The sequence below is a fragment of the Lentibacillus cibarius genome, assembly GCF_005887555.1.
Classification (GTDB): domain Bacteria; phylum Bacillota; class Bacilli; order Bacillales; family Amphibacillaceae; genus Lentibacillus; species Lentibacillus cibarius.
On sequence record NZ_VCIA01000001.1, the window covers coordinates 2,362,360 to 2,382,980 of the forward strand.

At 40.0% G+C, this 20,621-nt stretch carries 20 protein-coding genes and 1 pseudogene; 12 read left to right on the forward strand and 9 right to left on the reverse strand.

All coding sequences use genetic code 11. The annotated features are described in order from the left end of the window. Nucleotides 1-13: 13 nt before the first annotated feature. On the forward strand, nucleotides 14-172 hold the full coding sequence (locus FFL34_RS18275) for a hypothetical protein (RefSeq protein ID WP_171046348.1): 159 nt from the start codon (nucleotides 14-16) through the stop codon (nucleotides 170-172). Here FFL34_RS18275 and FFL34_RS11630 read toward each other — a convergent pair. After that, nucleotides 165-1,574 (reverse strand): ISLre2 family transposase, encoded by a 1,410-nt coding sequence (locus FFL34_RS11630; RefSeq protein ID WP_138601467.1) that lies wholly within the window; start codon nucleotides 1,572-1,574, stop codon nucleotides 165-167. The two genes, FFL34_RS18275 and FFL34_RS11630, sit on opposite strands and share 8 nt — an antisense overlap. 564 nt (nucleotides 1,575-2,138) lie before the next feature. Between FFL34_RS11630 and FFL34_RS11635 the strand changes: the two genes are divergently transcribed. Then, on the forward strand, nucleotides 2,139-2,402 hold the full coding sequence (locus FFL34_RS11635; RefSeq protein ID WP_138603573.1) for a hypothetical protein: 264 nt from the start codon (nucleotides 2,139-2,141) through the stop codon (nucleotides 2,400-2,402). A gap of 106 nt (nucleotides 2,403-2,508) precedes the next feature. Here the strand turns inward: FFL34_RS11635 and FFL34_RS11640 are convergent, their stop codons facing one another. The 4 genes from FFL34_RS11640 to FFL34_RS11655 form a co-directional block, all read right to left on the reverse strand. After that, nucleotides 2,509-2,856 (reverse strand): hypothetical protein, encoded by a 348-nt coding sequence (locus FFL34_RS11640; RefSeq protein WP_138603574.1) that lies wholly within the window; start codon nucleotides 2,854-2,856, stop codon nucleotides 2,509-2,511. Next, a complete protein-coding gene (locus FFL34_RS11645) occupies nucleotides 2,846-3,034 on the reverse strand; it encodes a hypothetical protein (protein ID WP_138603575.1) in 189 nt (62 codons plus the stop codon). Before FFL34_RS11645 ends, FFL34_RS11640 begins: the two co-directional genes overlap by 11 nt. A 178-nt stretch (nucleotides 3,035-3,212) precedes the next feature. Next, nucleotides 3,213-3,359 carry a sporulation histidine kinase inhibitor Sda gene (gene sda / locus FFL34_RS11650; protein WP_138603576.1) on the reverse strand — a complete coding sequence of 49 codons (147 nt, stop codon included), beginning with the start codon at nucleotides 3,357-3,359 and terminating at the stop codon, nucleotides 3,213-3,215. Nucleotides 3,360-3,662: 303 nt separating this feature from the next. Beyond that, the gene (locus tag FFL34_RS11655; RefSeq protein WP_138603577.1) at nucleotides 3,663-3,800 is read right to left on the reverse strand and encodes an FbpB family small basic protein; all 138 of its coding nucleotides are present in this window, start codon (nucleotides 3,798-3,800) and stop codon (nucleotides 3,663-3,665) included. 1,137 nt (nucleotides 3,801-4,937) lie between these two features. Between FFL34_RS11655 and FFL34_RS11660 the strand changes: the two genes are divergently transcribed. Beyond that, entirely contained in the window at nucleotides 4,938-5,375 is a 438-nt protein-coding gene (locus FFL34_RS11660; protein WP_138603578.1) for a hypothetical protein, read from the forward strand. Further along, nucleotides 5,362-6,363, forward strand: a complete 1,002-nt coding sequence (locus tag FFL34_RS11665; protein WP_234031486.1) for an FAD-dependent oxidoreductase — start codon at nucleotides 5,362-5,364, stop codon at nucleotides 6,361-6,363. Before FFL34_RS11660 ends, FFL34_RS11665 begins: the two co-directional genes overlap by 14 nt. A gap of 122 nt (nucleotides 6,364-6,485) precedes the next feature. On the opposite strand, the gene FFL34_RS11670 is transcribed toward FFL34_RS11665, so the two are convergent. The 4 genes from FFL34_RS11670 to FFL34_RS11685 are packed head-to-tail and all read right to left on the reverse strand — an operon-like array spanning nucleotide 6,486 to nucleotide 9,843. Beyond that, nucleotides 6,486-7,388, reverse strand: a complete 903-nt coding sequence (locus FFL34_RS11670) for an ABC transporter substrate-binding protein (protein ID WP_138603579.1) — start codon at nucleotides 7,386-7,388, stop codon at nucleotides 6,486-6,488. 44 nt (nucleotides 7,389-7,432) lie between these two features. After that, complete coding sequence (locus tag FFL34_RS11675; RefSeq protein WP_138603580.1) at nucleotides 7,433-8,176, reverse strand: ABC transporter permease; 744 nt, start codon at nucleotides 8,174-8,176, stop codon at nucleotides 7,433-7,435. Then, on the reverse strand, nucleotides 8,169-9,164 hold the full coding sequence (locus FFL34_RS11680) for an ABC transporter ATP-binding protein (RefSeq protein WP_138603581.1): 996 nt from the start codon (nucleotides 9,162-9,164) through the stop codon (nucleotides 8,169-8,171). The genes FFL34_RS11675 and FFL34_RS11680 overlap by 8 nt, the downstream gene beginning before the upstream one ends. A 16-nt stretch (nucleotides 9,165-9,180) precedes the next feature. Continuing rightward, a complete protein-coding gene (locus tag FFL34_RS11685; protein WP_138603582.1) occupies nucleotides 9,181-9,843 on the reverse strand; it encodes an ABC transporter permease in 663 nt (220 codons plus the stop codon). 322 nt (nucleotides 9,844-10,165) lie between these two features. Here FFL34_RS11685 and asnB point away from each other — a divergent pair, with 322 nt between their 5' ends. The 8 genes and pseudogenes from asnB (at nucleotide 10,166) to FFL34_RS11720 (ending at nucleotide 20,586) form a co-directional block, all read left to right on the forward strand. Further along, a complete protein-coding gene (gene asnB / locus FFL34_RS11690; RefSeq protein WP_138603583.1) occupies nucleotides 10,166-11,674 on the forward strand; it encodes an asparagine synthase B in 1,509 nt (502 codons plus the stop codon). 610 nt (nucleotides 11,675-12,284) lie between these two features. Further along, nucleotides 12,285-13,142, forward strand: coding sequence for a tyrosine-type recombinase/integrase (locus tag FFL34_RS11695; RefSeq protein ID WP_138603584.1), 858 nt, complete (start codon nucleotides 12,285-12,287; stop codon nucleotides 13,140-13,142). Between the two features lie 558 nt (nucleotides 13,143-13,700). Next, nucleotides 13,701-14,174: pseudogene (locus FFL34_RS11700) on the forward strand (recombinase family protein); the annotation flags it as partial. Between the two features lie 279 nt (nucleotides 14,175-14,453). Further along, nucleotides 14,454-15,050: a helix-turn-helix domain-containing protein gene (locus FFL34_RS11705; protein ID WP_138603586.1), complete on the forward strand. Its 597-nt coding sequence runs from the start codon at nucleotides 14,454-14,456 to the stop codon at nucleotides 15,048-15,050. A 15-nt stretch (nucleotides 15,051-15,065) separates the two neighbouring features. Continuing rightward, the gene (locus tag FFL34_RS11710; RefSeq protein WP_138603587.1) at nucleotides 15,066-15,584 is read left to right on the forward strand and encodes a hypothetical protein; all 519 of its coding nucleotides are present in this window, start codon (nucleotides 15,066-15,068) and stop codon (nucleotides 15,582-15,584) included. A gap of 137 nt (nucleotides 15,585-15,721) precedes the next feature. Next, nucleotides 15,722-17,083: an IS4 family transposase gene (locus FFL34_RS11715; RefSeq protein ID WP_138600479.1), complete on the forward strand. Its 1,362-nt coding sequence runs from the start codon at nucleotides 15,722-15,724 to the stop codon at nucleotides 17,081-17,083. A 42-nt stretch (nucleotides 17,084-17,125) separates the two neighbouring features. Beyond that, nucleotides 17,126-17,221 (forward strand): type I restriction-modification system subunit M N-terminal domain-containing protein, encoded by a 96-nt coding sequence (locus FFL34_RS18650; RefSeq protein WP_234031487.1) that lies wholly within the window; start codon nucleotides 17,126-17,128, stop codon nucleotides 17,219-17,221. A gap of 566 nt (nucleotides 17,222-17,787) precedes the next feature. Further along, nucleotides 17,788-20,586, forward strand: a complete 2,799-nt coding sequence (locus FFL34_RS11720; RefSeq protein ID WP_138603588.1) for a type I restriction endonuclease subunit R — start codon at nucleotides 17,788-17,790, stop codon at nucleotides 20,584-20,586. The last annotated feature ends 35 nt before the right edge of the window (nucleotides 20,587-20,621 follow it).

Below are 20,621 nucleotides of genomic sequence, written 5' to 3' on the forward strand. Positions count from 1 at the left end.
GGGTTTAATTGGTATGTGTCAATCTTTTCTCGATGTGGTTGTCACACCAATATATTTGGCACTCTATTTTTGTACACGTTTTCCGGCTACCGCGCTGTCGCTTGGTGGCCTGCATGTTTTCGTCACGTTCCAAAACCCGGAACCTGACAAAAACATGCAGGGTATTACCTAAAACTCTTCATCAAGTTTCCTATCGCTGATGAATGGGCTGTATATAAACTGATGGAACCTTCTTTTGCGCCAATCGATGGGCGTGTTGGCTGATTCAAATACTCCGTCATGCGAACGGTCTTTTCAACGTCTCGCTGCTTGCGTGCGCTTCGTTTTTGGGATGTGAGATAAACATCCCGCAACGTGTTATTGAGGATACCCTGTTTTACTTTCACCATAGCTTCACTGCCTTCTACGCTCCAATGCATCCCCCGTCTTTTCATCCGGAAAGAAACGCGACGCTGATTGGATTCCATAGCCCCTAAGCCTCGTGCGTCTTCTGGCGGGTCTTCCACTTTCTCACGCCAGTCAAAAATACGATCCCAATTGTGCTGAATGTAAGTTCGAAAACCGTTTACCTTTTCTACCTGTTTTGCGTTTTCCAGGGTACTTTCGTATGTATCCAGCCAAAGTATGAACTGTTGCCAATCGTGTTGTTTTAACGCTTTTCTTATCCCGTCCTTAAATTCACTCTTTTCACCGCCTAATGCCCGATTTAACGCCTGAGCTACATGGTAAGCGTCAAGTTGATTCAACACGGGATAACGGGACTGGGAAAAGGCTTCCTGGAACCGTTCAGCTGTGTAGCCCTGCCCGCCATCACTATTTGTCACAACCTGCGTATTCTCCAGCGAATAACCATGGGCCGCATATGACTGCACCTCTTTCCAAAAGTCATCAGTCGGCTTCGTTGTCATGATTACGTGTTGATTGCTGAGTGAGACCCGTTTGCCATTTTTGACCCAGCCTTCATGCATAATCGCATGCCGGACCTCATGGCTTTTCTTTTTCTTTGTAGAACGGACAAAAACGCCATCTGCCTCTGTATATAAATAGTCAACTTCTTTTCCCTCCGGAAGGGACGCTGCTTCCTCCAGTTCAGCCGCCAGTTCCACATCAGCCTGGGACTGCGCATCTCCAACACGCTTCACGATACTCCCGACTGTTTGATGACTCATCGTTACGGGGGTCCATTCCTTCAAAGTTTGGACTGATGCACGATACGTGCTCTCACTAGCCAATTCAGCCACTTTTACCTCCGTCAGGGGACTGTATCGTTGACTTTTCCGAAGACCAGCCCACTCATCAAAGGGATAGTGAGAATCACCTTTCAGGTCATGCATTAATGTATGCCGAAAACGAACTGCCCCAAACGTGAATTGAACCGTTTTCCAATCTTCACGCTCGACAGTCCAGCCCAACTTCTGTTTCTCAGCTTTAATCACCTTATTAATCTGTGTGAACACTTCCCCCATCTGGGAAGCAAACACCTCATACATATAGAGTCGAATGCTTTCTTCCAAATCAACTAAGTTGTTTGTTTCCTTTATTAATGCGTATAATCTTGATATAATAGTTTCCATGAGAAGGCCTCTTTCGAAATGTATTTGCCCGTCAAAGCATACATTTATGATAGAGTGCCTTCTCTTTTTTGACTAGAAAATTGCCTCAGGTGGCCCCGAGAATTATTTTACACATATGTTTAATTGTATAGCCATCATGCAATTTTTGAAGTTTGGGCAGACTTATCCATATAAAGAACACGTAATATTCAATACACGGTCAGGCGTGTTCAGTTATTACATTTTCAACTAAGTTTCGGCTATCGGGATAACCTTGCACATAGGTTTTCACATTGAACGCGATATATTTCTAAGGTGTAATACGAACCAATGTTTTGTTCGGAAGTTTATTGATAAGTGAAGTTAATGGCAAGGGAATCAAAAAATGGGCTAAAAATGATCTTACGGTTGAAGTTAAATATTACGAACATGGTGCACATGATTCTCAAAATTATGGGCTAATTTATTGGTAACTGATCCGTTGAGTAGTTTGAAGTGTTTTTTCATAGCCGTCTTTTGCTGTGTTACACTCGGTGAAAGTCCTTATTCTCCCTTTCACATTCATCCTAAAGGATGGTGTCTTGTATGAAACCATTTTTGACGTTCGTGTTACTGACGGTGGTTATTGTGCTTCTTTCACTGATGGCTAAGACGCTCAAGAAAAAGCTACTTTTTCCGGTTGGTGCGGTTTTGATAAGTGTCACTTTGTATGTGATTGGCTACATAGCCGGGGGTTGGAGGGGGCTTGGATTTGCCGTGACTGGTGGGATATTGTTTATATCAGCATTGACCGCTGTGGCTGTCATTTTAATACGGCGACTGATTATGAAAAGGCGTGGGAAAACCTAATAAATTAAGTTACAGGCGCCAAATGGCCGTTTGGTGTCGGGCGCTTCTATTTACTTCTTCTTTTTTTCCTTTATTCATAAGTCTATTGAAGTCTTTTAATACATCGTCAGTTTCGGTCCTTGGCGGTTGGTTTGTTAATGGTGATGACACGGTTTAGGTCGATTGGGGTACCAATGATTGACTGCATCTCAGTCAACGTTGTTATGGCCGGGACGAAGTTTCCAATATGTTGATAGGTATTGAATGTATCAATCAATGTTCCTGTTGCAAATGGGCGCGGATCGACGATGCCTTTTGTACCCAGTCGCTCTGCTGCAATTGTACCGGCGCCGTGTTTCATTTCCCCGTGGGTCAATGTCGGACCAGCTCCAACAACGAGTACGCATTTGCCGCTAATGCGCCCGGCTGATCGACTGCGGGTGTCTGATAGCACGACTTTCAGGTTATGTGCCATAAGCGTTTCGATAATATTTCGGAAGATTTGGCTTTTTCCTGTATTTGGCGTCGATATCCGGAATTTGTGCCGCAATAAACGCCACTATCAGGTAGCCTTCATTGTTGCAGTAATATGTATTGAAATTGTGAAAGTCACATCCGGCAACACCGGTGTTCAAAATGTGTTTCCTATCCATAGCATCCACTCCCTTTGTTACTTAAGAATTATATATTCTATATATCACTAAAAAACCCTTTGCAGGGAGGGTTCTTTAAAAGGGGATACTACGGGATGTTAAAATATGAGGTATTTGTCAGACCACCAACAAGTCAGTGATGATTCAGCTCACTTTTAGTATCTTATTCATTTTCGCCTTAATAACTATTGGCCTCTTCTATCTGATCCAACAGGTTGCGACTGATTAATTCTTTTTTTAAAAGCACGATGAAATGTTGATCCACGTTTAAACGCAACGCTATTTTATAAGCATAAATTAAAGTGTCATCTAAGGCGTGTTCCATTTTTAAACCTCCAATATAAATCCAAACTCGAAGCCAGTCAATTTTCCGCTAGATGTGCAGAAGGTTAGCTACAATAAAGGTTGTTAACAAGGCTTTCATGGGTGGTGGCTCACACCCCTTTACATGTTTCTTGGGAAGGGGATGCCGATGAGGGTACAGTATTTGAAACATCTATTTTTTAAGCCTGGCGAGTATAATGGCTAGTTAATAACCTGTCATGTGAGCCCCCCCATGAAGTTCACTTAAGTGAGAACCAGCGACTTATTTCTATACTTCCCTCCAGAAAGGGGACCTCAATAGGTTTTAATCCCATTGTGACTTTAAAGCTTGCTCTGAGTAGCGTTCATCTATTTTTTGCTCGATTTTTTTTAAAGCTTCGTCGTCATTTAGTAATTCCTCTTTAATTTGGTCTGTTAATTCTTCTAGTGTCTTTGTGCGCATAGGTACTCACTTCCTTTATTATACTATTTTCAATTCTGTTTATATTGTAATACATAAGTCCTTGTTGCAAACAATCCAATTATAACAATTATGTGAAAAATGATTGCAGTTCGACAATAATAAGTTGATGTCTTGAAATAAGAATAACAACTAGTTATTTTTTCGATATGATTTCAAGTTAATTTTAATGTTTTTCTGTAATACCGGTGAGAAAGCAAGTGTGATACTCTTACTAATTTAACATATCTCAAGATTGGAGGTTTTTGGGGGATGAACGTATCATGATATTCTATTTTAACTCCACCCGAGCACCTGCAAATAACCGGTGTCACATTTATTCTTGCAGACACTATACGTTTGGGATATACCTGCATCGGTAAATTTATCATAATAATCTTCTTCAGACGTTCAATATCTCTTATAGATCCAAACCTAATTAAGTGTGGTTTAATGATTTCTTCATGAATACCCCTCCTGCTCCTATTATCAAAGGAAGAGAGCGAATGGTGCCATAGTAAAAGTACTTTTGTATCCGGGTTGATATTCATAACTTAGAAGTTTTGACACCAAAAGCTCGATAGTATGACATAAGGCTTTAGAAGTTAGAAGCACCAACCCCAAATGGAAATAATGGCAATATAGAACAATAAGAAAGAATTGATACATCTGTTGCGAAGGAAATCATTACTGCAATAATAGTATCATAAAGTCGAACTTATATTTGTGTTTAAGCAGCATAAATACTATAATAAAATTACGAGTTTCATTAGGGTTTACCCTATTGGAACATTTAGTGAGTAACGGTATAATGGGAGTTGAGACATTCCCAATAGGATTGTTCCAAAAGTGGAGAGGTTTATTCTAATATTATGATTTAGATTATTTAGATAAAAGGATTGATACATATGAACGACTTTGGCTATGTACGAGTGAGTTCGGAATCGTAAAATCCGGCTCGCCAAATACAACAACTGACTGACTTAGGAATAAAGGAAGATAATATTTACTAGGAAAAAATATCAGGGAAAAGACGTGATAACCGACCACAGCTACAAGATGATTTTTAGAGTGAGTGCCTCATTAACTTATTTACTCCTTGATATGGAGAACAGTACCATAGGAAAGGTAAAGTAAAATATGGAGGTTTTGTTAAAAGGTATTGTATCAATCATACTTTTTTATTGTACCTCAATGAAAGAAATAAATAATATAAGAGAAAGATATTTATTTGTATTTTTAAGTTATGCCAGCAAAAATGCCCCTCTTTTACAGATTCAATCAATGATTAAAATGATAAAACTTTACTCTTCATACGGAAAACCATTAGATGAAATTACAGATAAGCTGAATCTGTTATTAGAAGATAGCTATATGCTAAATAAGAAAGATATCCAGCGACTACAAAGTATTAATGTTTTAACCCAAAGATATGAAAATAATGGAATAGACTTAGACTCCTTGCACTTTAAGCTAGAAAGAATGCTGGTTTTGGTCGAACACGATAGTGATTTTAATAACTTATTATGGGGAAACTCTATAGAAAATTTCGGGGGCAATTTAGATGAAAGTACATAACTCCCCTTATTCAGGACAGCTTATATGGAAGGAAAGGAATACATACGTCCCACTTTTATTTGAAGCCAGAGATTTGTGGCGGCAACTGGAGGCTGAAGTAGATCGCGAGCTTTTAACGTTGAATGGCGGTTTGACAATCGGGGATCCGGATACCGATGTCATGAAAAGCTTATTGAAAAGCATAGATGAATTTAAGTTAGATCATGAAATACTCAGAGGGAATGAGGCAGCCGAACGTTTCCCACAGCACCGTTTATTTCCGGAAGACATTATGGTTTTAGATAAAAATGCAGGGTTTCTGCGGCGGGAACTGGCTGTTGTTTCAGCTGTTGAGCGGGCAGAAGCTTTAGGAGCAGCTATTAAACGTTATACAACTGTGCAGGGTGTTTATCCGGACAAAGAGAGTGTTACAATTGTTGCTAATGAAAAAGAGTATCGGGTTAATAAAGTCTTAGTCACGACGGGAGCCTGGACAGGGAAGTTATTGCCGCGATTAAGAGATCAATTGACGGCCAGACGCTTGGTGCTGACAAAGTTTGCGCCAAAGAATGCAGAAGAATATAAGCCTGAAAAATTCCCGATTTTTGCCCGCATGCGGAAGGGCTATCGTCTAACGGGGACGCCAACCTTTGACGGCACAATGGTAAAAGCGTCCAATACGAAAAATCCGGAAGCTCCGGATAAACTGAATCGTGATGTAAGCAGTGAGGAACTTCAGGAAGTTGGTGAGGCTGTTGATCAGCTTTTGCCGGGGCTGGTGCCTAATCCCGTTCGAGCCAGTGTTTATATGGATGCCTATACGGAAGATGACCATTCCATTGTGGGGCGATTACCTGGCATGGATATTACATTTCTCACTAGTGGCTTTTCCGGGTATGGCTTTAAAATGTCTCCTGTTATCGGAAAGATTGCAGCGGACCTGATTACAGAAGGGGAAATAAGGCATTCGATCGGACATCTTGATCCGTACAGATATGCAAAAGCTTAATTAATTCAGGTTCGATAGGGAAATTAGCGTTGTCAAAAAATATCCCGTATCACCTTAATAAGCTGATACGGGATTTCTTGTATCTTGTAATGGTTTTTTATAGAAAAAGCGTTTGCCAACTATTATTCCTCAATCAAATCATTCTCCACCAAAAATTCACGTGCGACTTCATCAACACTTCTCTCTTCAATGTCCACTAGATAGTTTAGTTTAATCATGGTTTCACTAGTCAATATATCTGAAAGCGGTTCAAAGATTTCCTCGATTTCCGGATACGCTTCATAAGTTTCAGTTGTCATGACAGCCGTTGCGTTATAAGCCGGGAAAAACTTCTGGTCATCTTCCAGGTTAATGAAACCAAATGCCTCGATACGCCCATCTGTCGATAATCCCATGGCGACATCGACTTCTTCATCGCGGAGTGCATTATAGGTCAAACCGGTATCCATTTCATTGACGTTTGCATCCGGGAATTCAAATCCATAGGTTTCTTCAACACCCGGTAGGCCATCGGGGCGATTGTAGAATTCCGCATTTGTTGCCACTGAAAGGTCATTCGGATTTTCATTCACATAGTCGGCAAGGTCGCTGAGGCTGCTGATTCCCAGTTCCTTTGCATGGTCTTCACGCATCATTAAGGTATACGTGTTCACGAGTTCGCTCAAGTTGGTCCAGACGATGTCGTGTTGTTCCTGGTCAATGTCATTTAATTTGTCGAATGCTGCCTGTGGATCACTCATTGGATCCTCTCCAAGATAGGTGACCAATCCGGTGCCGACATAATCCCATGTCAGATCTACTTGCTTATTTTCCAGTGCCTTTCTGAGGGCTGTACTTCCAAGGTTAGATGTTTCATTTACCTCAAATCCTTCTTGTTCTAATAGAAGGGTGGACATCTTAGCAAGTAAATAATGCTCGGTGAACGTTTTGGATCCGATTGTGATTTCTTTATTACCGTCACCGCCGCAAGCGCTCAGGACAAGTAACAATACAATCGATATGATAAATAAACTTACTTTTCGCATTGAATTTTTTCCTCCATTTAAATGTTTTTATTATAGTGTCGAAGTCAGCTGACTGCCTGTCTGGCCAAACGCAGGCCTTTTGGCACGAGGACAAATTGCATACCTCTGAACAGATAATCCACTGCAATTGCCAGCAGAGATACTGACACCGCGCCGGAAATTAAATAGGCATTGTCAAATAGCTGTATTCCTGTGAAAATCCATACGCCGAATCCGCCGCCTCCAATAAGATAAGCAAGTGCTGCTGTTCCAATGTTCATAACGAGTGCTGTTCGAACACCAGCGATAATGGAGTAGGCCGCATTCGGGAGCTCAATCCGCCATAGAATCTGTGTGTTTGTCAGCCCCATACCGCGCGCCGCATCTTTTGTATCCTCATCCACTGAGTCGATTCCGGCAATGGTGTTTTGCAGGATGGGAAGAAGCGAATAAGCAAACAAGGCAACCAGTGCGGCCTTCATGCCAATTCCCAGAAAGCCCATTGCTAAAGCCAGAATAGCCAGGCTTGGGATGGTTTGTCCCAAATTTGCAACGTTGACGGCGAAGAATTCCGCTTTACGGAACCTTGGTCTCGTCAGAAAAATGCCCAGCGGAACGGAAGTCAATATGGCCAACGATCCTGATATCAATACAAGTAGCATATGTTCGCCCATTAAGTTAAAAAATGCGCCGGTTTCCTCATAGATTGGCAGAAACATGTCGTTCATGAAAGCCCAGCTGAAAAAGATGATAAGTCCAGCCCAAAAGAATATTTTGACGATTAGACTAATTCGTTTATTCCTACTCATGCTGTAATGCCACTCGATCAGGATGTTCTTTAACTTCGGCCTGGAGGAATCCTTCAATATGATTTAGTGTCAGACTCCCCTTTCTGTGGCCGTGTACATCCTCAACAATCAGCTGATCCGCTTCTTGATTCAGCAGTGTTGAAAGGATGATTCGAAGGGACGTGTCATCATTCACAGTTTTCATATGGGCTGATTCGGTATATGGGCTCAGTCCCACCGTGTTTTCAAGGTCGCTGACGGTATAGAGGCTGGTACTCTTCAGCACGCGGTCCCGGCCAACGAACTCGGAAACAAAGTCATTTTTCGGGTGATTCAGGATTTCTGCCGGGCGATCGTATTGCATGATGTGTCCATCACGGAGGAGTGCAATTTCATCTCCCATTTTCACGGCTTCGTCAATATCGTGACTGACGAACAAAATTGTTTTTCTCACTTCTTTCTGTATTTGAAGGAACTCTTCCTGCAGCCGGTTGCGGATAATCGGATCGAGTGCACCAAACGGTTCGTCCATCAACATGACAGGCGGATCCGCTGCAAGTGCCCGGGCTACGCCAATCCGCTGCTGCTGCCCGCCTGACAGCTCATGCGGGTATCGTTTGCGGAATTCATCGGGATGGAGTCCAATCAATTCCATCAGATGATTGAATCGGTTTTTCTTTTTTTTCCGATCCCAGCCTAATAGATCCGGAACAATCATGACATTCTTTTCAATTGTCATATTCGGAAACAGCCCATTGCTTTGGATCACATAGCCGATTTTCCGTCGCATCTCAATTTTATCCAATTTTTTCACGTTTTGATTATTCAGGACGATTTCGCCCTTCGTTATGTCCTCCAACTGATTTACCATGCGAAGTAAGGTTGTTTTTCCACACCCGGAAGGACCGATCAGAATGACAATTTCACCGTCCTGGACGTCGAAGCTGACATTTTCAACAGCTTGCACGCCGCCATTATATGTTTTTGAAACATCGTTAAACTGTATCATTTTGTTCACCACTTTTCTATATGCCTTTAGGCGTAAATTTTTTCTGTACATATTTCAGGAGCAGATCAGCGATAATCGCCAAAATCGATACAACGATTGCACCGACTAGCACCATCGTGTTATTTGATCTGGAAATGCCCTGGTTAATGAGTGAGCCGAGGCCGCCAGCCCCGATGTAAGCTGCGATTGCGCCAATTCCGATATTTAATATTGTTGCTGTACGGACTCCGGCCATAATGAGCGGCATCGCGTTGGGGATTTCCACTTTCCATAGCCGTTGTCCGGTCGTCATGCCTATCCCCTTTGCAGCATCCCGAATATTGGGATCCACGTCTTTAATTCCGGTATACGTATTTCGGATAATTGGTAATTGGGAATAGAGGATGAGTGCTATTAATGCAGGCAGGAATCCGATGCCCTGACCGACAATGGATAAGATCGGAATCATGATACCAAACAAAGCAATACTTGGAATGGTCATGATAATGGATGTGATTTGCAGAACAGTATTGGCTAATTCCTCATTGGTCGTTAAGTAAATACCGAGTGGAACACCGATGAGAATTGAGATGATGATAGCAAGTCCCACCAATTGAATATGTTCAAGCGTGTAGTCAAGAATTTGATCAGTATTAGCAGAAAAGTAGTTTAAAAAGTCGGTAATTGTTAACACCTCCATTTCTTTGATCGCTTTTATGTTTCCGGGTGGGGTGGGCGGAAATGCGTCAACTCTTTAAGTCTATCAATATTACAATTTTTTTACAAAGTACAAAGAATCATAAAAAAATGACTAATTAAGATATATAAGGCGATATCTTGAGATAAACTAATAGAATTATTTATTTTACGCAAATTCGAAATTATATCGCCTAATATAACGATGTTTTTCTGAAATATACGAATTCATTGCTTTGCTAATGCGGTTCATCTATACTGACAACAATGTCTCATCGAATGCATCAGTTGATGAGAAAAAACGAACTTAGAGGTGACCAATTGTCATGAGTGGTATATTTGCGATGGAAGGATCGTTGGATGATGGGAAAATAAGGGATGTATTGCAATCAATGCATCACCGGGGGCCTGATGAGGGAGGCGATGCATTACTGGATGCTTTCCATCTGGCTCATCAGCGTCTATCAATTGTCGGTGTGAAACAAGGAAAACAGCCGATTGTGAGTGAAGATAGCGCTAAGTGGATTGTAGCTGATGGGGAGATCTACAATTACCGAAATCTGAAAAAACAGCTTTCGGATACGATGGCATTTCTAACTGAATCGGACAGTGAAGTGCCACTGAAACTATATGAAGCAGAGGGTCCGGAATCAGTCAAAAACCTGGACGGGATGTTTGCCTTTATAATTGTGGGTACTGAAAACAAGACATTTATGGCGGCAAGAGATACGCTTGGAATCAAGCCGCTATACTATGGGGAAGACAACACGGGAAATATGGTTTTTGCATCCGAACTGAAGACGTTGTATAACGTTACCGATGATGTTCATGAATTTCCGCCGGGAAATTACTATACACCGGAAGAAGGTTTTGTCATGTACCGGCACATTCAACAGCCTGAGAGCCAGCATATCTTTTCCGAAAATGAAATGCCGAAGATGATGGCTGGCATCCGTCATCATCTTGAACGTGCTGTTCGAAAGCAGCTGGTTGCGGATGTTGAAGTCGGTGTTCTGCTCAGCGGTGGATTGGACAGCAGCCTGATCGCTTTGCTTGCTCAGGAAAACCGGAAACGGAAACAGCCATTGAAGTCATTTTGTGTTGGCAGCGCGGAGAGTGAGGATGTAAGGCGTGCGCGTCAAGTGGCTGAAGAGATCGGCAGCTGCCACTATGAATATATTTTTGATGAACAGGAGCTGATCGATTATCTTCAGGAAGTGATTTATCATCTGGAATCCTTTGATTCATCACTTGTCCGGAGCGCGATCCCAAACTATTTTGTCTCCAGGCTTGCAGCGGAAAACGGTGTGAAGGTGATTCTTTCCGGGGAAGGTGCCGATGAACTGTTTTCGGGTTACCAATACCTTAAGGGAATTAAGGATACGGAAAAATTGAACCGGGAATTGGTCAGGATTATCAACACATTGCATAATATTAGCCTGCAGCGGGGAGATCGGATGAGCATGGCCCATTCTGTCGAGCTGCGTATGCCGTTTCTTGATTTGGACTTCATCGCGTATGCACTGAAAATTCCGGCTGAACTTAAATTAAATGATGATCAGGTAGAGAAGTGGATTTTAAGAAAAGCGTATGACGGACGGCTTTCGGATAATATTATCTGGCGTGATAAAGCGGAATTTTCAGAGGGCAGCGGTGCGCTTGATATTCTGGAGCGTTATGCGGAAAATCAATATAGTGATACCGAACTTGCCCGCGCCAATTCAGATCATGAGTGGGTCCGCTCGAAACAGGAACTGATGTATTACACTATTTTCAAAAAGTACTTTCCGCATCAATCGGTCCTTTCGACTGTCGGACATTGGGCGACGGTTTAGGCGATGCGAGTGCCTCGGCAGCCTTGTGAGGAAGGGCGTCACGACCTGTCACCAAAGCGGCCGGAAAAAGGATACCATCGTGAAGGCAAAACGATTTAAAGTGTGGCGGAATTTTGTCCATGGACGGCAGGCAAATTATCATCCATAATCATCAATACTTTATGAACATAAGCGTTTAAATAGCTTGTTCAACTCTTATAAGACCAGGCATTTCAGGTGTCTGGCTTATTTTTTTATGGCTAAATAAATGAAATCCTTCGTCATTTTTAGTGCAAATTCTTCACAATTTCCTGGTGACTGGCTTCACGGAGGTCCATTGTACAATTGCCTACAATTGAACTGAAAGCAGCTGCTGTTTAAATAGAGGATGATTTGAACCGTGTGTAAGCTTGGTCTTTAACGTAAAGCAAAGCTTATTTATATGATACGAAGACTCAAATCGATAGGTTAGCATTTATAAATGATACATTGAAATTTTTATTACACAACATAATGTCATTTATGTTGTGTTTTTCTTATCATCTGATAGAATTATGAGTGTATAATCCAACATAATTTAGAAGGAAAAGCGAATTAGAGAGCCCAACATAATTTAAGGAGGTGGGACACGTTGATAGAATCCTTTCATGCTTATTTACAGAATAAAGGTTTAAAGGAAAATTCCATAAAAGGATACCTCCAGTCAGTCAAAGGTTATTTGAAATGGTTTGATGAATCAAAAGATGTTCCATTTCAAAACCTTCATCGAGAAAATGTACTTGAGTATATTTCATTCCTGAAGACCGTTAAAAAATTAAATCCGAAAACAATCAACACAAAGCTGAGCGGCTTAATAAAATTCAATCAATTTCTGATGGAAGAGTACCGTGTGCAAACTAAAGTAGTCATTGGAAAGAAAGACTTCGAAAGAGTGCAACAACAATACGCCTCTTTATCGACAGTAGAATATCATGATGTGGAGAAGTTTCGTCAGGTTATTTTGGATAACAAACATATGCGTTATTATGCTTTAGCTACGATATTTGCCTATGCGGGGTTAAGACTATCGGAAGCACTGGATTTGCATCTTCATGATGTTCACCTGGTGACGAGAGAAATTACGGTAAGAGAAGGAAAAGGGGATAAAACGAGAATTGTTTACATGAGCGAGAAGGTTCGCACTGCATTACAGTCCTGGTTAAAAGAAAGAAAGAACAACGGAGTAGATAGTGAATACTTGTTTCCGAGTAATCGGAACCGGCGTCTTGATCGTACTGTTGTCAATACAGCATTTCAAAGATACGCCAAAGAAGTTGGCAAAAAAATCACCCCTCATGTGTTGAGGCACTTCTTTTGTTCTAATGCAATTGCCAAAGGCTTGAGTATTCATGAAGTGGCAAATCAGGCTGGTCATTCGAATATTCATACGACTCTGTTGTATACGAATCCAACTAAGACTGAAATGTTGGATAAAATGGATCAACTGTAACTCAAGTTTGGCAGTTGTTGGGTTATTTTTTTAAGAAGTACGTAAACAGTAAGCGCCAAATAAATATTCTTTGGTCTGAAGACTAAATGCAGCTTTGGGCGTTAATCATTATTGCTCAGTTTGTTATTTATAAATGTAGTCATATGTTTATTTATTGGTTGAAGAGGTTGATATGATTTTGTGATTTGGTGGACTATTAAAGGCTGAAATTCGATGTCCCAAGGAAAATGACTCTTTAATTCTGGTAATACGTAGCTTATGTAGTCATCGAGAAGTTTACATTTGTTGTTTTCCTGCATATTCATAATAAATTTAATATGCAGTTTGTGCTTCACTTTATAGATGTCGTGAGAAATGATGTCAAATTTCTCAAATACATCATTTAATCTTGATTGAACGAGGTTCATGGAAAATTTATTTGTTTTAAAATATAAGGTTGTTTCACCAATTATTTGCAGCATATTTATCACCCGATTAGATTATAGCACATTTGGAATATATTGGTGTGTCTTTTTTAATTAGTTTATGTTTTGTGAGGGAAAGAAGTATTTACCAAGAAAAATATCAGGAAAAAGACAGGATAATCGACCACAGCTACAACAAATGCTGCAGGACTTGAAAGAGGGAGACGTTATTTACGTTACCGACTTAACACGGATAACCAGAAGTACACAGGTTCTATTCGAATTAATTGATATGATTCGTAACAAAGGGGCCAATCTCAAATCGTTAAAAGATACAAGGATGGATTTGTCCGAGGATAATCCTTACAGCCAATTTTTAATAACAATCATGGCCTGCGTTAATCAGCTTGAACGTGACCTGCTACATATGCGGCAGAGAGAAGGAATAGAACTTACCAAAAAGCAAGGGAAATATAAAGGGCGAACAAAAAAATACCATGATAATCATGCTGGGATGAATCACGCAATTGAATTATATAGGGAAGGAAAAATGACAGTAAGTATGATTTGTGAAATTACAAATATGTCGAAGTCTTCTTTATATCGACCACTGAAATTGTCCGAATAATGGCTCCTCCTTCAAAAAAAGGGAGATCTTGTTAAGTTTATTGAAATCAACATACATATAGAGAAATCGGAAGAATGACGGGAATTCCTTAAAGCACGTTAATCAGGACAAAAAGAAACTCTGGAAGCACTTTAATAAAGCCTTACAAATATTTGTATCCCTTTTAAAGTATAATAAATTTATGACTAGTTCGATTTTACGGTATATTCCAACTCAGAAATATTGACTCAGACAATAAAATAGTATATTATTGACTCAAACAATATAAGGGGTGACGCGATGATTGGTCTGAAATATATTTTAAACTTATATGGCATGGAGCACCAAATATTGGCGGATAAGTTGGGAATTAAAAAGCAAAACATTAATTTATGGGTGACGGAGAAACAAAGAATTCCACAAAGACATCTTCCAGTACTTGCTGAAATATTTGATATAGATGAAGGATACTTCCAAAAAGAACTCGATGACGTAGATAAATTGGTAATTCAAAAAGAAAAGTTAAGACATGAATTAAAACCCAGAATTGTAGATTATGAAACAGAATTAAGTCTGAACGGTGAACCTGATCTATATCAAAAACCTATCTATAGCCACAGTGAACTTAATTCCATTGAAATTGATATAGAGAAAGCTCAATTAATTCAAGACTTTAAAGTAGTATTATCAGAAGTAAAAGATTCTACAAATTTATTAAAGTTCACCCAACTCTTATTGCTATTGAAAAGACACAAAAATGATGAGTTATTTAATGTTACTATCGATGCTCTTTCCTACTACTATAATATTTTACCTGAATGGGTAGGCGAACCTGAAAGCGATGAGTTTGTCGACTTGTTTCTACATCTGTCTGAAGAATATTTAAGTGATAAATGAAAGGTGAGATAAATTATGCTAAAACGGGATTTATATTATGGAGCTATTCTATCAGATTTAGTCAATCAGAAATATGTCCCAGCTTTAATAGACAAAAATGATTCTCGCGGATTGTATGAAGTCATCGTTAATAACGATAATCAATATAGGCGTATTTTTACTAAATATAGGGCTAAAATAGATCCACCGAGCAAGAATCAAAACAGGAAAAGGTGGACATTTTCATTCACACCAAGTGAAGTAGAAGAACTAAAAACTTTAAAAAATGATGGTGAATTATGGTTAGCTTTTACTTGTTCTAACCCTGACCCATTTTCCTTAGATGTTATTTGGGGACATATAAGCAAAATATTAAAGTGTGTGGATTTACAGGAAAATCTTAGAGGTCAGCCTTACATACGCATTACACATAAAAAAGGCGCGCACTCTTTCAAACTCTATGGAAATAAGGGAAAAGATAATGAGATAAAAATCCCTAATAATTCCACCCCTTTTAATACTTACTCAACTTTCGCACCAATAAAATCGCAGTAAACTCAGGACATAGAGGAACTTGTAGCCTCTGACATATCATGATTGACAATGATGTTTATACATGAAAAAACACCTCAACGTTTGGTATAGTTGATTTAACCAGAATCACTACCAAAACAGAAGAGGTGCCTACTGCTATGATAGCTAAAAACAACCCAAATAATCAACTCCCAAAAGAAATAAAAGCAACGTTTAAAGAATTGAATGTGTTCAGACACCTGCGGAACGCAGGTATCACGAAATCGTTTGGTTTTTCATGTGCTTATATTTTCCAGCTCATTTTTTGTTTAATCTTTGAAAACAAAAATTGGTTTCGAGCGCTTGAAAGCAAACAATCCGGGGATATACCGGCCAAGGATACCGTTTATCGATTTCTCAATCAATCGACATTTAACTGGCGTCGTTTTCTGCTTTCACTGGCTTCTCAAACGATTGTGAAGGTGTCAAAGCTAACCCGACATGACCGTCCCAAAGTATTTATATTGGACGATTCATCCTATGATCGTAACCGAAGTAAAGACGTCGAGCTTTTAGCTCGCTGCTTTGATCATGCCTCGCAAAAAATGCGCTTCTATAAAGGATTCCGCATGTTGACCCTGGGCTGGTCTGATGGCTCGACATTTCTGCCTGTTGATTTTTCGTTATTGAGTTCGAAAAAAAGCCAAATCAACGGTATATCTGAAAACGTTGATAAACGGAGTTCCGGTTACAAACGTCGGAAAGAAGCTCTGCAAACAGCACCGGAACAAATTCCGGGGATGATTGCAGGGGCAATGAAAGCTGGCATTGATGCATCTTATGTGCTGATGGATTCATGGTTCACTCAGCAGCCCCTTATTAAGAATCTGACAGATCAGGGGTTGGATGTGATTGGCATGGTCAAAAAATTAAAGCAGCGTTACATTGTAGATGGCAAGCGCGTCAGCCTGGATCAATTGTATCGCTTGGCTAAGCCAAGCGCTGATAACAAGCGTATCCTGCGTTCCATTCATACGACACAGGCGAATGGTGTGCCTGTCAAAGTCGTTTTCGTCCGTAATCGAAATAAGAAAAGTGACTGGCTTGCGATCCTGAGCACGGATTGCACCTTGAGTGATCAGGAAATCATCCGAATTTACGGCATGCGTTGGGATATTGAAGTGTTCTTCAAAACAACAAAATCCCTTTTAAAACTTCAAAAAGAATTCCAAAGCCGTTCTTATGACGCTCTTATCAGTCACACAACAATTGTGTTTGCAAGGTATATAGTGCTTTCGTGGCAGAATCGCTGCAGCACAGATGACCGAACCTTGGGTGGCATGTTTTATGAATTATGTGAAGAAGTCCATGACCTCGATTGGGCTGTTGCCCTGCAACAGTTAATTGGGCTTCTTGAAGATACGCTGTCCAAAAGTAATAAGAAAATGAAACAACTTATCAAAAGTCAACTACAACAATGGCTAGCGGGCCTGCCCAATTATATCAAGGCATACCTGCCTGTTTTAACCTGCGAAAGTTGAGATACTTAGTTTAATACACTTTTAAATTCAGGAGGAATCGCAGTGACTAAAACAAATGCAAACATAGGGTATGAAGAAAAACTATGGCAAATGGCAGTTAAATTAAGAGGAAGTATGGATGCGGCCGAATATGGATGAAATAGGACAATTGAGGATTTATGTTTCTGAAGAACATTTTCCTCTGTACCACTATCTTGGAAAAACTCTATTTCAACAAAATAGTCCATTCTTTATCCTTCCGTGGGATTAGCTGTTAAATAGAAATATTATGGAGTTTGTGGATGATTAAATATTTAACAGTCCAAGTTATGCAGCAGCAATAGCTGAAGGATCTGAAAACGGGTGGAAACAATGGATGTATAAGGGAAAGAGTCTGAATGAAATAGAACAAGAAGAAATAAATTAAACTTTTTTAATTATCCAAGCACAATAAACGAAAAGAAATTGAGGAAAAAGAACATATTTTAAAGATGCATTAACAACTAATAGAAGTGAAAATTGTGCTTATCTCTTTAGAGGTGTGTGTGCTTTTTACAGTATCAAATAGACTTAAAATTATAGCTGAAATTGGGTAGATAAAATATTACATGGTGAAGACTTCCTTCAAGGTAAAAGAATCAAATTATGGTAGAAGGTTTAAAACTAATAGGCTGTTTTTTAGGCTGTTGTGAAATGAAATAGAAAAGGGACAATGGAGGGGTAATTTGGCTTACCAAAAGGAGTTACAACTGGAAGAAGAAGTGCTGGAACAATTAAACGCATTGGGTTATGAACGTGTTGCGATACATAATGTGCAACAGCTAAAGGCAAATTTTCGGTCCATTTTAAATGAACGGCACCGGGATAAATTGGGAGGAAAACCTCTCACCGATCGGGAGTTCAATCGTATCCTCACGGATATCGAAGGAAAAAACGTCTTTGATAGCGCCATGATGCTGCGGGATAAGTATGTGTTAGAACGAGATGACGAATCAACGGTATATCTGGAGTTTTTCAATACACAAAAATGGTGTCAAAACAAATTTCAGGTTACAAATCAGGTAAGTGTCCATGATACTTATAAAAGTCGTTATGATGTTACCATTTTGATGAACGGCCTCCCCCTCATCCAAATGGAGCTGAAACGCAGTGGCGTGGCCATATCGGAAGCATTTAATCAGATAGAACGTTACCGAAAGCAAAACTATACAGGCTTATTCCGCTTTATTCAGCTCTTTGTTGTTAGTAATAAAATGGAGACCCGTTATTATGCTAACAGTGACCAGACGATTTACAAAGGGAACATGTTTTACTGGAGTGACGAGAAAAATGAACGCATCAATGTTCTGAGAGATTTTATTGAAAGCTTCCTTAATCCCTGTCATGCTGCTAAAATGATCAGTCGTTATATGGTGTTAAATGAAACGGATCGCCAACTGATTGTTTTGCGCCCTTATCAGGTTTATGCTGTTGAGGCCTTATTACAGCGAGCATTAGAGACCAATAATAACGGCTATATCTGGCATACCACCGGAAGCGGCAAAACTCTTACGTCATTCAAAGCAAGTCAAGTATTGGCACAGGAAGAAGATATTCAGAAAGTAATCTTTCTAGTGGACCGGAAAGACTTGGATCATCAAACTTTAGCTGAATTTAATAAATTTGAAGAAGATGCCGTGGATTTTACGAATAATACCAAAAAACTACTAAAACAATTAGGGGACCCTACACGGCCTTTAATTGTGACCACGATTCAAAAAATGGATAATGCGATTAAATCGGGGCATCCGGTTATGGATCGGTATCAGGAAGATAAAGTGATTTTCATTATTGACGAGTGCCACCGGTCACAATTCGGGGATATGCATCGTGCAATCCGGGAGCATTTCCGTAATGCGCAGTACTTTGGCTTTACGGGAACACCACGATTTGAGGAAAATGCTAGTCAGGACGGACGGGCGACAGCCGATATTTTTGATAAATGCCTGCATTATTATTTGATTAAAGACGCTATACGGGACGGTAATGTGCTTGGTTTCTCTGTGGAATATATTAATACATTTGATCGGACCGATAAGGTTGTTGAAGAGGAATATATTCAACGTATAAATACGGACGAAATTTGGATGGCTGATGAACGGATTCGGAATGTAACCGATCATATCTTGGAGAATCATCATAAAAAAACACGCGACAAGACGTACACGTCCATCTTGACTGTGCAGAGCATTCCCATGGCTGTGAAATATTATCAGGCCTTTAGAGAAGCCCAAGAAGCCGGAAAACACGATTTAAATGTTGCGACGATCTTCACCTATACACCGAATGAGGATACAGAGGAACAAGACGATTCGGTGCATTCCCGAGAAGTCCTGGACCAGGCGATAACGGATTATAATCAGATGTTCCAAACCAATTTTTCCTCCGAGTTTTTTAGCAGTTATTTTGCGGATGTTTCCAAACGAATGAAGCAAGCTATTCCGGGAAATAAGATTGATATTTTAATTGTCGTCAATATGTTTTTAACCGGTTTTGACAGCAAAAAACTCAATACGTTGTACGTCGATAAAAACTTAAAACATCATGATTTGATCCAAGCGTATTCCCGTACTAATCGTGTGGAAAAAGCGACGAAGCCTTACGGCAATATTGTCTGTTACCGGGATTTAAAAGCCAGAACGGATGAAGCGATTGAGATCTTTTCTCAAACCGATAACACCGATACCGTGCTGAGTGCTTCCTATGAAGAATACCTAAATGCTTTTCAGGATATTTTGCAGCGTGTTTTTAAGATTGCCCCTACACCGGTGGATGTCGATCAGCTGGAAGAGGAAGAAGATCAGCGCAAATTCGTGTTAGCTTACCGTGATTTAGCCAACACCATGGTTAAACTTAAAACATTCGATAAATTTACTTTTGATGAAAATGTATTAGGTATCGGTGAACAAACCTTTGAAGACTATAAAAGCAAGTATCTAACCCTTTACGATAGTGTTATTCAACGTGGAAAAGAGGGCGAAGAAGGGGCATCCGTGATGGATGATATCGATTTTCACATCGAAGTTCTGCGCAACGATGTGATTAATGTGCAATACATCATGGATTTGCTTCGAGATCTCAATCTGCAAGACGCGAAAGAACGAGACAAAGGACGCCGGCAGATTCATCAATTATTGGATAAAGCTGATGATGACCATCTGCGTCTCAAAGCCGATTTAATCCGGGAATTTCTTGATGAGGTCGTTCCCAATTTGGAAACAGATCAAGACGTTGACGAAGCGTTCTATGATTTTGAAGATCAACGAAAAGAAGCCGAAATTAACCAGTTTGCTGAAACACAAGATTATCCAGCAGATTTACTCCGTAAGCTCATTCATGAATATGAATTTAGCGGCCATATCAACCGTAATATGATTGATAAAGGCCTGACAGGTAGTCTTCTTATGCGCAATAAGAAAGTGACGCAGATCAAACAGTTTATTCAAACTACTGTAGAAAAATATAGTGTACCGGAGTCCGTTTAATTTTGTAGTTTTGATTTACTACAATATAGTTGTGT